Source organism: Dyella sp. 01N36 (assembly GCF_056399745.1).
Map to the genome: position 1 here is coordinate 20,792 of NZ_JBFTRY010000026.1, position 14,277 is coordinate 35,068.

7 protein-coding genes and 1 pseudogene are annotated in these 14,277 nt (G+C 59.1%); 3 read left to right on the forward strand and 5 right to left on the reverse strand.

Translation table 11 applies throughout. The features are described 5' to 3' along the window. Nucleotides 1–42: 42 nt before the first annotated feature. From AC1DMG_RS08030 to AC1DMG_RS08040, 3 genes are read right to left on the reverse strand one after another with little or no spacing between them, the layout of a single operon-like run. Nucleotides 43–1,005 (reverse strand): HupE/UreJ family protein, encoded by a 963-nt coding sequence (locus AC1DMG_RS08030; protein ID WP_477180382.1) that lies wholly within the window; start codon nt 1,003–1,005, stop codon nt 43–45. A 35-nt stretch (nt 1,006–1,040) separates the two neighbouring features. Then, nucleotides 1,041–1,940 (reverse strand): peptidyl-prolyl cis-trans isomerase, encoded by a 900-nt coding sequence (locus tag AC1DMG_RS08035; RefSeq protein WP_477180383.1) that lies wholly within the window; start codon nt 1,938–1,940, stop codon nt 1,041–1,043. Between the two features lie 3 nt (nt 1,941–1,943). Next, nucleotides 1,944–3,974, reverse strand: coding sequence for a DUF3604 domain-containing protein (locus AC1DMG_RS08040; RefSeq protein ID WP_477178658.1), 2,031 nt, complete (start codon nt 3,972–3,974; stop codon nt 1,944–1,946). 2,466 nt (nt 3,975–6,440) lie between these two features. Between AC1DMG_RS08040 and AC1DMG_RS08045 the strand changes: the two genes are divergently transcribed. Beyond that, the gene (locus AC1DMG_RS08045; RefSeq protein WP_477178657.1) at nt 6,441–6,689 is read left to right on the forward strand and encodes a hypothetical protein; all 249 of its coding nucleotides are present in this window, start codon (nt 6,441–6,443) and stop codon (nt 6,687–6,689) included. A 320-nt stretch (nt 6,690–7,009) separates the two neighbouring features. Next, nucleotides 7,010–9,259 (forward strand): ATP-binding protein, encoded by a 2,250-nt coding sequence (locus tag AC1DMG_RS08050; protein WP_477180384.1) that lies wholly within the window; start codon nt 7,010–7,012, stop codon nt 9,257–9,259. A gap of 332 nt (nt 9,260–9,591) precedes the next feature. Here AC1DMG_RS08050 and AC1DMG_RS08055 read toward each other — a convergent pair whose 3' ends face one another. Further along, nucleotides 9,592–10,374 carry a 4'-phosphopantetheinyl transferase family protein gene (locus tag AC1DMG_RS08055; RefSeq protein WP_477180385.1) on the reverse strand — a complete coding sequence of 261 codons (783 nt, stop codon included), beginning with the start codon at nt 10,372–10,374 and terminating at the stop codon, nt 9,592–9,594. Between the two features lie 218 nt (nt 10,375–10,592). On the opposite strand from AC1DMG_RS08055, the gene AC1DMG_RS08060 reads away from it, so the two are divergent. Next, nucleotides 10,593–14,084, forward strand: coding sequence for an amino acid adenylation domain-containing protein (locus AC1DMG_RS08060; protein ID WP_477180386.1), 3,492 nt, complete (start codon nt 10,593–10,595; stop codon nt 14,082–14,084). Here the strand turns inward: AC1DMG_RS08060 and AC1DMG_RS08065 are convergent. Continuing rightward, nucleotides 13,968–14,267 (reverse strand): annotated as a pseudogene (locus AC1DMG_RS08065) (condensation domain-containing protein); the annotation flags it as partial. The gene AC1DMG_RS08060 and the pseudogene AC1DMG_RS08065 sit on opposite strands and share 117 nt — an antisense overlap. Between the last annotated feature and the right edge of the window lie 10 nt (nt 14,268–14,277).

Consider the following 14,277-nt stretch of genomic DNA (forward strand, 5'->3'; position numbering starts at 1 on the left):
ACGGTCCATCTGTCCATAAGATTGATCGGCTGCGGGAAGTTCTCAGAATCCGGCGATTCGATCGATCGTCCAATAGGACGCAATCGCGCCGATGCCGTATACCGGCAACTTCCAGCCCCAATCACTGCTCGTCCATCGGATGCGTCGAGCACCCGCGATCACCGTCAACACGGCGGCGATGAACAACAGTTGCCCGATCTCGACGCCGACATTGAAGAACAGCAATGCGACCGGGATCGCGTGGGGCGGCAGTCCGACTTCGCTCAACGCGGCAGCGAACCCAAGTCCGTGCAGCAGGCCGAACAGGAAGGCCACGATCCATGGTTGCCGGTAGGTCAGCCCTGGCTGCCCGGCGCGTGCGTGCATGATTTCGCTGGCCAGGAACACGATACTGAGCGCGATGCTCGCCTCCACCGGAGGCGGCGGCACATGTATCCAGCCGAGCGTTGCGGCAGCAAGCGTCAGGCTGTGCGCCGCGGTGAAGGCGGTGATGGCCAAGAACAGGCGACGCGCGCCGTCAACCAGGATCAACAAGGCCAGCACGAACAACAAATGGTCGATGCCGAGCAGAATGTGCTCGACGCCAAGTCCCAAATAAGTTCGCGCCACATCCCAGCGGCCAGGCGCGGCCTCGATCATGAACCCGGGCGACGCGGGTGTCACGCGGATGGTCTGCGTCGTGCCGTCCAACTTCTCTATGCGCACCAATACGTCCGTGAGAGTCGCCGGAAGGCCAGTGATCCGGAGCGATGAGCCATCGAGCCCGCCGGCACGCTGCACACGCCAACGCTGGATAAAGGCGTTGTTAGTGAACGACACATGCGGCGGCGCGATCGTGCTTGTCCCGGGGGGAAACTCCACATCTAGTGCAAGACGTTTTTCTTCACCCAGTCCCGGTACCTTCCACAGCACGTCGTAGCGCTCGGCATCGAGCTGACTCAATTGCAGATAGGCTGGGCGCGCCTCGTGTGCCCGCGCGGGGATTGCCAAGGCCAGCAGGCTCATCAGCAGCACAGATAGACCTAGCCTGCTCCAATGTCTCATGGCTGCATCCCCGCGACGAGAGCTCCCGTGCCGCCATTTGGCTCCGGAGGCCGTTCTATCGTCACTCGGTAGCGCTTGCGCAGATCCGCATAGAACCGTTCGTTCGCTTCCTTGCGCTGGGCGTGAAACCATTGACGGCGAACCTCGCCGCGAACGTCTTCCAACGATGCCATCCGGCCATCTTCTCGACGGCTGACCAGCACCAGGTGCACGCCATAGCCTGAGCGTACGGGCCCCAGCCAGTGTCCCGTCGGCAATGTCCGCAATGCGGCTTCGAACTTTGCGCCAAACGCTCGTGCCAATTCGCTGGCAATGATGCCATTGAAATGGTGGCCGAGCAGGAAGGCATCGCCTAGCTTGCCCGCGTCAGCTGTTGTTCCGACACGCTGCAGGGCCGACAAGGTCTGTTTGATGTCCGCTTCGAGTTGCTGCGCATGGCGCTGCGGATCGAAGTAAACCTGCGTGAATGTGTAACGGGTTTCGAGTCGAAATGCATCCGAGTGCGCCAACAGGTAAGACCGAAGTTGGGCATCGGTAGGCTCGGGCACGGGCGCCACATCTTCCGATACAAACTCCAGTTTCTGCCGGAGCCGTCGCCGCACGATGGTGTCGTCCTGATCCAGGCCCATCGCCTTGGCCTTGCGGTAAAGGACTTCCTCGCGGATCGCATCATCGATTAGGCCGTTCAGCTCGTCTACGGCTGGCGGTCTCTGGTTCATGAGTGCGAACCCTGTAGCGAGTTGCTCAATCCGGCCCTGGGTGATCACGATGCGCTGGCCCGCTCCACTGCCAGCGGGGACGATCCAGCCATACAGAAGGAACAGCCCCAACCCCAGCAGCAGGAAGTGCAGCAGAGGTTCGCGCAACACCAGACGAGCGCGGGGGAGGTTGGCCATGCGTCAATCCACGTCCACCGGCATGGGTTGCTCGGTTTGCGGCGGCGGCTTTGTCGGCGCAGGTGTGGGTGACGCTTCGGGGGCGTGCATCTTCGCCGCATTCTCGGCGATAGCCGCCGCCGGCGTGTACCAGATGGGTGACGTGTAGGCTCGCTCCTGTGTTGTCATCGGGGCTTCCTTGGGCACCTTGGCTTTAAATCGCATGCCGTCGTACGCGGTCCATCGGGGCGTTGGAATTTCGAGCACGCGCACGTAGTAGAACGCGCGTAGCGCGGGATCGAAGTCCGGGTCCTGCCACATCTGCACAAGTTCCGCGGCGCCGATGGTGTCGGTCCAGGTGGCGTTGGCGACGTCGACCGTGTTTCCTACMGGCGGCAGCTTTCCGTTCGCGCCTGGTTTGCGCTCGCCGGACCACACCACGTCATAGACTTTCTCGTGGAGCTCGCCCTTGGCATCTAACCAACCTTTGATGACCTGGATGCGGTCGAGATTGCCTCCATCGGGATCCTTCATGGCGGCAACGAGGAACGTTGGCGATTTACCCGCTGCTGCCGGCGTAAGATCGCCGCCCATGGGCACACCCTTCGCATAACCGGCTGCGGCGACATCGCCCTTGGCGTCGGCCGGCGCGTAGTCCCAGCCGCCGAAGAAGCGCACCGTCATGCGCGGGCCGGTGGTCGCATAGGTTTCCTTGCGTTGCATCGCATCGAACAGTGACGCGCGCGTGTTCTCCTTGGCCCAGACAGCCGCATAGCCGGAGGCAGTCTCCTCCCAGCTCATGATCGTGCCCTTGGGGCCCTTCAGGAATGCATGCTGTGTGCGCTGCGGGCTGGGCTCGCTTCCCGGCATTTTTCCCCAGAAGTTGTTGTCGTCCGCCGTCGTCAGGCCCGTGTGCGAATCGGTGCTACCGATCAAGCCAAACTTGTATGGGTTTGTACCGACCTCGCTTTCGACCTTCAGGCCGTTCTTCAGTGCCGAGCGCGCGTACTCGAATTCCAGCATCGCTGGCTTCTTGGCCTCCGTCAGGTCGAGATTGCCTTTGTCCCAACGCTCGAAGTTGGCGAACTCGTCATTGGGTGAGAGGTAGGGATGGGTCTCACTATCGCCCTTCATTTGGGTGACTTCGTAGAGGCGCTCGCGCTTAGTGCGCGTCTCCGCGTATTCGCGGTCAATGGGTTTGCCGTTGAAAGACTCGATCAGCGGAAACATGATGCCGTTGCTGAGGTTGCCGTTGTGCGCAATGGCCAGCACTTGGCCGCCGGTCTTCTGTTCATAGGCGGCCATCCATTTCCAAAGATCGCGCGGGTTCGAGCTGCCCGGTGGGTAATTGGTGAATGGTTCGACTTGTCTGGCCTTGTCGCCGTTGTCGCGGAACAAGATGTTGCGGTGCAGGTTCGCGCCATTCACCAACGAGGTCCATTCATAGCCGATGAAGGCCGTGAATTTGCCAGGATCATTGGCTTCTTCCGCTGCCTTGATGATGCCTAGCCAGGTTGCGGTGTACCCAGGGGATCCGGGGTTGTACATGATGTCCTTGGGAAATTTGCCTTGTGCGAAGGTGGTGATGATGTCCATCGACGCGGCGCCTTTCTGGCCCGACTTCATCATGTCGTACCACTTCTTGGCCATGGGGTTGGCCAGAAGTTCGGGTTTGCCGGCCTGCAGGTCGGTGATTAATCCCATCTGGTCGGAATGGTCCGCGACGACAAGGAAATCGAGCGGGCGCGACAGCCTGGCCTTCTGGCCTGTAGAGCTGGTGACTTCTTCGCCCTTGGCGAAGCGGTAGGCGTCGGCAGGCATGATCGTCGTACCAGCAGCGCCGGCATCCAGCGACAAGGCGGTGTGCAGGTGGGTGTCGCCGAAGAAGACGCGCGTCGGGTAACTGGGACTGGTGGGTGCCGCAGGAATCGGAGCGGTGGCCACTGCAGCCACAGGCGCGGCGCTCTGTTCCGGTTGCTTGCTAGTGCATCCCGTCAGAAGGGCGGCGATGATCATTCCGACTAGCACGGTGGCTGCGCGTTGCGTGCGTTGCATGACTGCTCCCATTACCAGTAGTCGGTGAGCGCGTGGAACTTGTCTCAGCCGTTGATGCAGAAGAAACACTGGGTCGAGATCGCGCCCCTGGATTCGATCGCTTGGTGTCGTGGCACTCCTTGCTCGTCACCTACCTGCCTCAGCCTCCGCATCAACAGATTGGAATGCATGGAGCATCGCTCGCAATTGGTAGCGGCGCATCCGTAAAAATGCTGACTAAGAGGCCTGGGAGCCACTCAGCGAGCGGTTGCCGCTTTAATGACTACGATAATGTCCGCTTTTGGCCAATGGCGGCCGCGACGACCAGAGTGCCAACGCGGGGCTCTGGGAGCGACCACTTTCGACCCACAACAGCTCTTGATGGGGTCAGAAAGGAGGGGCTGTCTGGTGATGGACGGCCCTGTGGGAAATTCAGGTCGCGCTACGAACGTTGGTCGCCTCCGCAGAAAGAGGCTTTTAGTCTGTGAGGAAGCACTACAGCGACCGGGCAATAAGCCTCGCTGTCATTCCTGCAGTGCCGAGTGCAAGCTCCGCAGTTCAGAAGATCCGTATCGCCGTAGCGAATCGGAACGTCACCTGGCCGCCGGGGAAGGGGGTATATGTGCCACGTGCCGACCCAGCCGGTAACACCTGGAAGATCCATAGCCGCTACGGCGATTCGGACGGAAAGCTTGAGTGGGGCGGTGTCGACGATGACGCCCTCATTGATGAGGTGTAAAAGGCGATCTACGGACGGATCGTAGTGCGGCTAGGAGAGTCTCCCATCGTCATGGTGGTCACCTGTCTTGGCAGATGGAACCCAATAAGCGCTGACCGGTACACCCATCGCTTTGTCGTCGGGAGTGACTTGGTCGCGAACGAGCGCGGCAGGTATATCGAGTGTGTAGGGGATCTCAAACACGTGCAGCGCTCCCTTGAGCTTGCCGCGATGCACCTCGGGCACGTAGGTAAAGCGCTACAAAATGAATCGGTTGTCTGGAGCGCGCGATGGTCTCGGCGAGGTGCCGCGAAGGCTCGACCATGGTTTCGCCGGTTCAGTTCGTCTAGTGCTGACCACCCACAGGGGGCGAAGGTAACGCGTGCAGCGGAGGCCAGAGCTACAAATGGTGCAAACAGGGGTCTTCTTTGTGTCCGCCACACCAAGCGCAAGGTCGCGACTGTTGGCACCCATCACCACCGGCACACGCGCTTGCTTGCCCCCCGGCAACACAGTTTCAGGTGCAGCCAGTACGCGGGGTTATCGATGCTGGAGCCGGGCGCGCCTGGAATCGGCTTGCCGCTCGCCAACCTGGCTAGTACATCTTTTGCCGATGCGCCCGCGAGTAATTTTCCCGGCGGTAATGCCCGTAGCGGTGTGAGCGCCTATGCACTCTCGCCAGCGATCCCCACATTTGGCATAGGCAACACCGGATGTCTCCGCATCTGCCAGCGACGTAAGCGGTATGGCCTCGGCACGCCCGGAGCGAATGCACGGCAACGGGAGAATGGCGCGCTCGAACATGGCGTCACTGGCCGACTGGCGGCTGAAGATCGATAACGATCGTTCGGCGCCGCGCCACAGAGAGGCATACAGTGTCCACATGCATTGGGACGTGTATTACGAGCAAGACCATGGCGGCTATTGGGTCGTAACCGACTATGCGTATCATAAGACTGACGTCGGGCCCTTCACATTGGAGTCTGACGCAGTGGATGTCGCTGTCGACGCGCGCGCGAAGATACGGGCCGTGTATGGCTTTGGTGCCTTCTTAGAAGACGATATGCCATTGCTACGCGCGCTCCCGTGTTAACAGCGATTTCTGTCGTGTTTCACGATGACCTACAACCGTCTGGATAAAGTTCAAGGACAGGGAGAGCCCTATAGGACATCAACATGGGCGACATCAGAGGTATATATCGCACCGTCTCGTATCGAGCGACATTCCACGAGCAAGACGGGCAAACGCACTGGCACGCCACGTTTCACCACGATGGGAAAACATCTGAAGGGCAGGGTTCGATCTGCAACGACTGTTCCCCGTCAGCCGATCCGAATATCAGGATGCACATTTCCCTGCAGCTCTATATCGAAGGTACTTTGCTTTGCGGCATCGATGAGTTGGAGCCGGACTTGTGGCCGGCGATATGAGGGGCGGCGTACCCACTGATGGRCGCTCCCCCGACGTCTGCTGAAGGCTCCGCCGCTGGGTTGGCGCAGGTTCGACGCGACGAAACGATAGATCAACCACTGCGTCGTGCCGGTGACATTAGAGCGCAGCGCGTCGTCACACTACGGGCTGCTGCGGCGCGATGCCACAGCGGCCCTCCGGCGAGCTCTTCGTACCCTCTTACGTCGGGGCGGGTCACAGCGCGAAGGACGGCGCACCTCCCTTGGTTGCCTAACAACTCAAATATTCGCAGTGCAAGCGAATCAGCGGCAGCGTTCACGTTGCGGTTCAGATGTTCGCTGTCGACCGAGATTGCATCATGAAGAGCAGCCACTTTGTGACTCCTGCGAAGTTCAACGTGGGCGACCGTGTTGTCCTGGCTCGCGGTAACACCTCCGATCAAACGGAAGTTGGTCAGGCCGGCACTGTCATCGAGCTGAGCTGTGCTCCCTGGGTGCGCTTCGATAAGCTCACGGGCCATCCCTACGGAAACGTGTTTAACCTCACCGGATGGAAGAATCTCTACATGGACTGTCTGGCAGAAGAGCAGTTAGAGCGTGAGGCATGAGTCGCCCGGTGGCCTAGCAAGACTTCCGCGTGCCGGCGTTCATCAACGACAAGCCCGAGGACGTCGAATTTGGGGAAACGGATCTGTCGCACGCAAGGATTGCTGGAAGACAGTCATTTGGAGCGTCGTCGGCATGCTTGTTATCGCGGAGCAATGCCTGGGGGATCGACGCCATCGAAAGAACAGTGCTTCCTGTTTCGCAGAAGGTAATGGGCGCCCTCCGTGAAATCGGCCAAGAATCAGCGACTTATTGCGCCGCGAAGGATAGTGCGTAAAGTAATCCAATATCGCCCACTGGGTTGCTTCACGCGAGGCACGACATGGCTGAGGAAGACAGGCGTCCCGAGGAAGTGGCGATCCCTTTGTCCAAAGACGAACTCTTTGGTCTGAACGCCGGCCCCCCCGACAATTCTCGGTTGTTATCGCTTGTTACTCGATACGCGCAGATACTCCAGAGCGCCTCCGAGACGGCCCTTATCACCATGGATGCCAACGGTCTGGTGACGGGCTGGAGCGAAGGCGCACATCGTGTTCTGGGATGGTCAGAGTCCGAGATGATCGGGCAATCCTTAACCAGGATTTTTCCTCTGGAGAGCAACGGTGACCACCTTCTTAAGGACGAAATCGCCGAAGCCATTCGTCTAGGTAAGGGAGGGTCTGAGGGATGGCGCGTTCACAAGAACGGAAAGAGGCTTTGGGCCATCGGTGAAACGAAACCACTTTTCGACGACAAGCGAGAGCCCGCCGGTCTCTTGAAGGTTTTGCGCGACCGCACCGACGAGCACGATGCGCAGCTACGGCTTTTGGAACAAGCGCGGGCTCTCAAAATTCTCAACCGTGCCGGTACAGTTTTGGCGCGCGAGAACGAACTCAATACGATTGTGCAAACTGTTACTGATGCGGGCGTCAGCTTGAGTGGCGCGGAGTTCGGCGCGTTCTTCTACAACCTCGTTGACGATGCAGGGGAGAGCTACACGCTCTATACCCTCTCTGGCGCCCCACGTGAGGCCTTCTCGAAGTTCCCGATGCCTCGCAATACCGCAGTCTTTGCGCCAACGTTTAGCGGTGAAGGCATTATCCGTTCGGACGACATTACCCAAGACCCGCGTTATGGAAAGAATGCGCCACGCGCGGGCATGCCCAAGGGACATCTTCCCGTCCGCAGTTACCTGGCAGTTCCCGTGATTTCGCGTTCCGGAGCGGTTCTGGGAGGGCTTTTTTTCGGGCATTCGCAGGCGGGAGTCTTTACCGAGAGATCGGAACAGAATCTCGATGGGCTCGCCGGTGAAGCGGCGATTGCAATCGACAACGCCCGCCTGTTCAACGCGTTCCAGAAGGAAATCGAAGAACGCCGACGAGCAGAAGCTCTATTGCGTGAACTCAACGCTAATCTGGAAAAAGAAGTTCACGAGCGCGGCGAAGCGCTCCGGCAAGCGCAGAAGATGGAGGCTCTCGGACAATTGACCGGCGGCATAGCCCACGATTTCAACAATCTTCTACAGATCATTGTGGGTAATCTCGAGCTTGTCGCTCTCACGTTGCCCCCGGACATGGAAGGGTCGCGCCGGGCCATCGCAAATGCGATGACGGGAGCAGAGAGAGCGGCGGCGCTCACCAAGCGCCTTCTTGCGTTCGCACGACGTCAGCCATTGAACCCCAAGCCCATCGACGTCAACGGCCTCGTCCGCGGCATGTCGGAGCTATTTCATCGTGCACTAGGCGAGACGATTGAAGTTGAAAGTGTGCTCGGTGTGGGGCTCTGGAAAGCGGAAGCCGATCCCAATGAATTGGAAAGTGCGTTACTGAATCTCGCTGTGAACGCACGCGACGCCATGCCTACCGGTGGCCGTCTGACCGTTGAAACGAGTAATGGACATATCGACGATGCTTATGCCGCCAGACATGTTGAAGTGGCGGCCGGTCAGTACGTCGTTATTTGCATGACCGACACAGGGACAGGCATGGAGGCCGATACCGTCCCGCGAGTCTTCGAACCGTTTTTTACGACGAAGCCTGAAGGCAAGGGTACCGGCCTAGGACTTAGCCAGGTCTATGGTTTCGTTAAGCAGTCTCATGGTCACGTCCAGATCTATTCCGAGATGGGACATGGAACGACGGTGAAGATCTACTTGCCGCGTCTCGACGGCGACCTCGCCAGTGTAGACAACAATACTTTAGATCCCGCTCCACACGCTTCCCCCGGGGAAGCCATTTTGGTCGTTGAAGATGATTCTGATGTACGTGGTTACACAGTCGCCGCATTAACCCAGCTTGGCTACCAGGTGCTTGAAGCGGCCGATGGGCCGTCGGCTATCAGGATCCTTTCCATTCGGGAGGTGGACCTCGTCTTTACCGACGTGGTCTTACCCAAAGGCATGACAGGCGCGGATGTGGCCCGAGAAGCTCGACTCATCCAGCCAAAGGTAAAGGTTCTCTTCACTACGGGCTATGCGCGGAACGCGATTGTCCACCAGGGCCGATTGGATCGCGGCGTACATCTCATCACCAAGCCGTTTCGGTTTGACGATCTGGCGGCGAAGATTCGTGAAGTCCTTGATGGAGCTTCATAGAAATTGGGCTTTCCGAGCAGACCAGAAGACGCCCGGACGAGAGGCCGTCTTGCAGAGAAGAAGAAGGGGCGTGCGCCAAGTCTGCTTCCGACCCAAGCGGACGTCCCAATGAGGCTATCAAGAGGAGGGTGATTAGCCCGTGTTATCGCCAGTAGCAACCATCGTGGTCACTATCCCAGCAATCGATACGCGCCATGCCGCCAAGCTGGCCCCATGAAGATGCACCCATGCCTGGCCCGGGCGCCCGGTGCGGACTTGGGGCGATCAATGACGCTATCCTCCCGGCTGAAGGCAGTTGGTGGATGGTCGCCCGCGGCGCGCTCTCAATATCGTCACCAGACGAAACTCGTCGCGACCGTGTCCACCGAAATCATCTTGAAATAGACTTCAAAGGATCGTCCTTTGAGCAGTGCAGGGCAAAGGCTTTCCTCAAGGACCAGCGTCAAGCGGCCAGCATTTACGTTCAGTCTCGAGACTCGCGCTGCACTGAAATCAAAGTAGCGTCCGACGCTGTAAAACAGGCCCTTGAACAGACTCTCCTTGGCGGAGAACGCCACCGTAAGAAGCGTATTGATTGAAAAATGTTCCCGCTGCGCTTCCAGCAACACTTGCTCCTCTGGCGTGATCACAAACTCCTGAAGTGCGGGATGTGCCTGTGCATCGACAACTTTCTCTATGTCGATCCCAATACCTTTTACGGTGGATGACAGAACGGCTACAGCGGCAGCTATGTCGCCCGTGTGCGTGATGCTGCCAGTGATACCCGCCTGCCACAGTGGCTCTCTCGACGTGCCGATGTGCGGTGTCGACGCCTCGATACCCAGGCGTTCGACGGCGTGACGGGCGGCGAGTCGCCCCATCAGGAACTCAGCCTGCCGTTTTGGAACTGCTCTCTGAAGTGCCTGAGGGAGCAGCACGTCATATCTTTCGAACGCCGAAAGACMGAATGCTGCCGCCGAAAACGCAATGACGAAGGCTGGTGGCATTCGAGCATCGTCATTTCCAAGCTCAAGCCATCGCGTGGTGCAAAGCATCACCCGACGCTCGCTGTCCATAAACGCACTCCTGAAGTCTGAAAGAAATTCTTCAGCATCATCAAAAAGATCTTCATGCATGTCGCTCGATTGGGTGCGAGAAAATCGTGGATGTGTAGCGCGCGGCGACGCAACAAACCCGGGGCGACTCGAAAAATATTACGCGATGCACTCGGCGGGCAAGACTGCTGCGAACGTGAAATATGACGACGTTGCACCGGGTTGCGGAAGTACTTGCGTGCAAACTATGCTCGTCAGTTATGCGAAGGACATGAATCATTTTCCACAGGGAGAGGGAATTGAGCAGTAGCCAAGGCCGACATGATCATTCGCCCCAGAAGCAGGCAGCCTTCTGGAAAACTACGCTCTCCGGCGCGCCGGAACGCCTGACAATACACACGGATTTTCCGCGTCCTGCGGCGCTGGATCGTGCCGAAGCTACCGTGACCTTCGCGATCAGCGGCGCCTTGCAAGGCGGCATTGAAAAGCTTGAGCGCGATCAGGGACTTGAATCGCACATAACGTTGCTGGCGGGATGGGCAGCGCTTCTTGCGCGCCTTTCATGTCAGGACGATGTCGTCGTCGGTACGTTGATGCCGGTGCAGCAGCGATGGGAAACGCCATTGCTCGTTGGATCATTGCCGTGCGTGCTTCCGCTGAGGCTAAGCCTTTCCAGCCAGGCAACAGTGGCGGAATTCCTGTCTTGCACGAAAGAGCAGGCGAACGCTGCCCAAGAGCACAGCGAGATGCGCCTGGGTCAGATCGTGGAACTGACGGGACTGGTTCGAAACCCTTCGTATCATTCGCTGTTCCAGGCCATGTTCGTACTGGATCAGGGCGACAGCGAATCGATGCAGTCGCTGTATTCGATGGAGGATGGCGCCAATCATGGCCTTGAAGACACTGGCTGCGACCTTGTACTGACGATCAAAAAGCATGGCGGCGGCATCACGGGCTGCGTGTCTTACGCTTCGGCGCTGTTCAAGCGTGACACCATCGAACACATCATCGAAAGGTACTGCCTGCTGCTGGAGGGCATGCTGGCAGACGAGACGAAAGGCATCATGCATCTGCCGATCATGTCKGACGCCGAACGTCGCCTTGTCGTTGACACGTGGAATGCCACGGACGCTTTTTATCCCGGCAATCAATGCATCCACGAGCTTTTCGAGGAACAAGCCGCCCGGAATCCTGACGCTCTTGCAGTGGTATTCGGTGACAGGCAGCTGACCTATGGACAGCTGAATTCGAAAGCCAACCGTCTCGCCCATCAACTGCGATTGCTCGATGTCAAGCCCGATAGCCGCGTCGCTATCTGCGTGGAGCGTGGTGTCGAGATGATGGTCGGGATCTTTGCTGTCCTGAAGGCGGGCGGTTGCTATGTGCCGCTTGATCCCGCCTATCCGGAAGAGCGMCTGCAATTCATGTTGAGGGACAGCGCTCCCGCGGTGCTTCTGACGAAAGGAGGTCACACCTACGCCTGGGCGAACGGCGTGACCGAACTCGACCTGGATGGTGAGGTCGACCATCATCCCGATACCAACCCCGTTCCTTTCGACAAGGATCTGGCATCTGGCAATCTGGCCTATGTGATCTATACATCGGGCTCAACCGGCACGCCCAAAGCGGTGATGGTGGAGCACAAAGGCGTGATCAACCTGCTTTTCGACTGGGCGGCTCGATGTCCGGATTTTGGGCGGGGCAATCCGTTCCAGGCATCCATGTGGGGCAGCTTTTGTTTTKACGTAACCGTCTTCGAGATTTTTGTAACGCTCTGCGCAGGTGGAACGCTCCAGGTCGTTCCCGAAGCTATTCGTGCAGATCCCACGGCGCTCCTTGCTTGGTTTACGCGCCAAAAAATCAACTTCGCATTTTTGCCGCCCTTCTTTGTTCGCCACCTGAGAGGGCTGCTGGAAACCTCCGGCGCACGACTTCCCTTCAAGCATGTTCTCGTGGGCGTGGAGTCGCTCTCCGAGGCAGACTTGCACTGGTTTCAAAGCACCACGCCGGGACTCACGATCGTCAATGCCTACGGACCGACGGAAGCCACCGTCTATTCCACGCTGTATCAGGAGATCGCCGAACGGCATCGAAGCGCACCCATCGGCCGTCCCATCGCAAACGCGCGGAACTACCTTCTCGATCAACAGGGACAGCCGGTGCCGGTGGGTGTGTCCGGAGAGCTCCATATCGGTGGCGTCGGTGTGGCGCGAGGGTATTTGAATCAGCCCGAACTTACTGCCGCGCGATTTATCGCCGACCCTTTCAGCAACGTTCCCGGTGCGCGGATGTACAGGACGGGAGATCTCGGGCGCTGGCTTCCCGATGGCACCATCGAGTTTCTGGGGCGAAACGATTCCCAGGTGAAGATACGTGGCTTCCGCATCGAGCTGGGCGAGATCGAGGCGAAGCTCTCGGAGCACGCCGGGGTGACCGAAGCGGCCGTTCTCGCGCGGGAGGACGTGCCGGGAAACCGGCGTCTTGTGGCCTATTTCTCCGCTTCCGTGCGCATGGATGTCGCTGCGCTCAGAAAGCATCTCGCCGAGCAAATGCCCGATTACATGGTGCCTGCGGCGTTCGTCCAGTTGGACAGATTGCCTCTGACACCGAACGGCAAACTCGACGCAAGGAGCTTGCCCGCCCCGGGACAGGAAGCCTTTGTCAGCCGCACGTTCGAACCGCCGCGCAACGAGATCGAAGCGTTGATTGCCGCCATCTGGTCCGATCTTCTCAAGATGGACAGGATCGGCAGAAACGATAATTTCCTCGAATTGGGCGGGCACTCGCTGTTGACGATCCAGGTCATCTCGCGGCTCCGCGATGCCTTGAACGTGGATGTACCGTTCCGCGCACTTTTCGCGAGCGCCACGCTTGGGGAATTCGCCGAACAAGTGGCAAAGGCGATGCCGTCGCAGATCCCTCCGGTGATCCGCAGGGAACGGGAAGCGTACGAACCCCTTTCCTTTGCGCAGCAGCGCCTATGGTTTCTGGCGCAGATCGAGGGGGCGAGTGCGGCTTATCACCTGTCCTGCGGATGGAAGGTGCGCGGCGCGCTGGATGTCATGGCGCTGCGACAGGCGCTGGATGGCATCGTGGCGCGCCACGATGCCTTGCGCACCACGTTCCTGGAGATCGACGGAAAGCCCATGCAGCGTATCGCCCCGCAGGCGACATCCATGGATTTCCTCATGCAGGAAGCAACGTCGCCTGGGGAACTGGCGCGCCTGACGAACGACGAATCGGTGCAGCCGTTCGATCTGGAGCGCGGGCCGCTGATTCGCGCGCGCTTGCTACGTGAAAGCACGGATAGCCACACGCTGCTCATCACGATGCACCACATCGTGTCCGACGGATGGTCGATGCAGGTGTTCATGCATGAGCTCAATACCCTATACGCCGCCTTTCTGCAGGGCGCAGTGGATCCACTGCCGCCCTTGGGTATCCAGTACGCCGATTACGCGACCTGGCAAAGGACTTGGATGTCCGGGGACCTTCTACGCGCGAAAGCTGGCTATTGGAAGAGTGCCTTGTCCGGCGCCCCCGAACTGCTCACCTTGCCGCTGGACCGTCCGCGCCCGAACGAACAAAGCTTCGCGGGTGCGAAAGTCGAGCAGGAGGCCGTCGTCGTTTTCCCATGCGAACATCACCTGAAACAGCGGACTGTACGCAAGACTTCGTGCTGGATTGATCTGCTCCACCACGTGCTCGAAAGGAATGTCCTGATTTTCCTGCGCCTCCAGCGCCCGATCACTCACCTGCTGCAGGAGTTCGGCGACCGTGGGAGCGGTTGACGTATCCACCCTCAGCGCCAGCGTATTCACGAAGAATCCGATCAACGGCTCGATTTCGGCACGACCGCGGTTAGCCATCGGCGTGCCGATGACGACATCCTCTTGCCCGGACAGCCGCGAAAGAAGCGCAGCCCAGCCGGCGAGAAGCRTGACGAACCGGGTCGTTCCGTGGCGCTGGCTCAGGGCACTGAGC

What these genes read in the sequence shown, in the direction of transcription:
- AC1DMG_RS08035 (WP_477180383.1), bottom strand. Translation starts at nt 1,940, where the DNA reads ATGGCCAACCTCCCCCGCGCTCGTCTGGTGTTGCGCGAACCTCTGCTG.
- AC1DMG_RS08030 (WP_477180382.1), bottom strand. Translation starts at nt 1,005, where the DNA reads ATGAGCCTGCTGGCCTTGGCAATCCCCGCGCGGGCACACGAGGCGCGC.
- AC1DMG_RS08050 (WP_477180384.1), top strand. Translation starts at nt 7,010, where the DNA reads ATGGCTGAGGAAGACAGGCGTCCCGAGGAAGTGGCGATCCCTTTGTCC.
- AC1DMG_RS08045 (WP_477178657.1), top strand. Translation starts at nt 6,441, where the DNA reads ATGAAGAGCAGCCACTTTGTGACTCCTGCGAAGTTCAACGTGGGCGAC.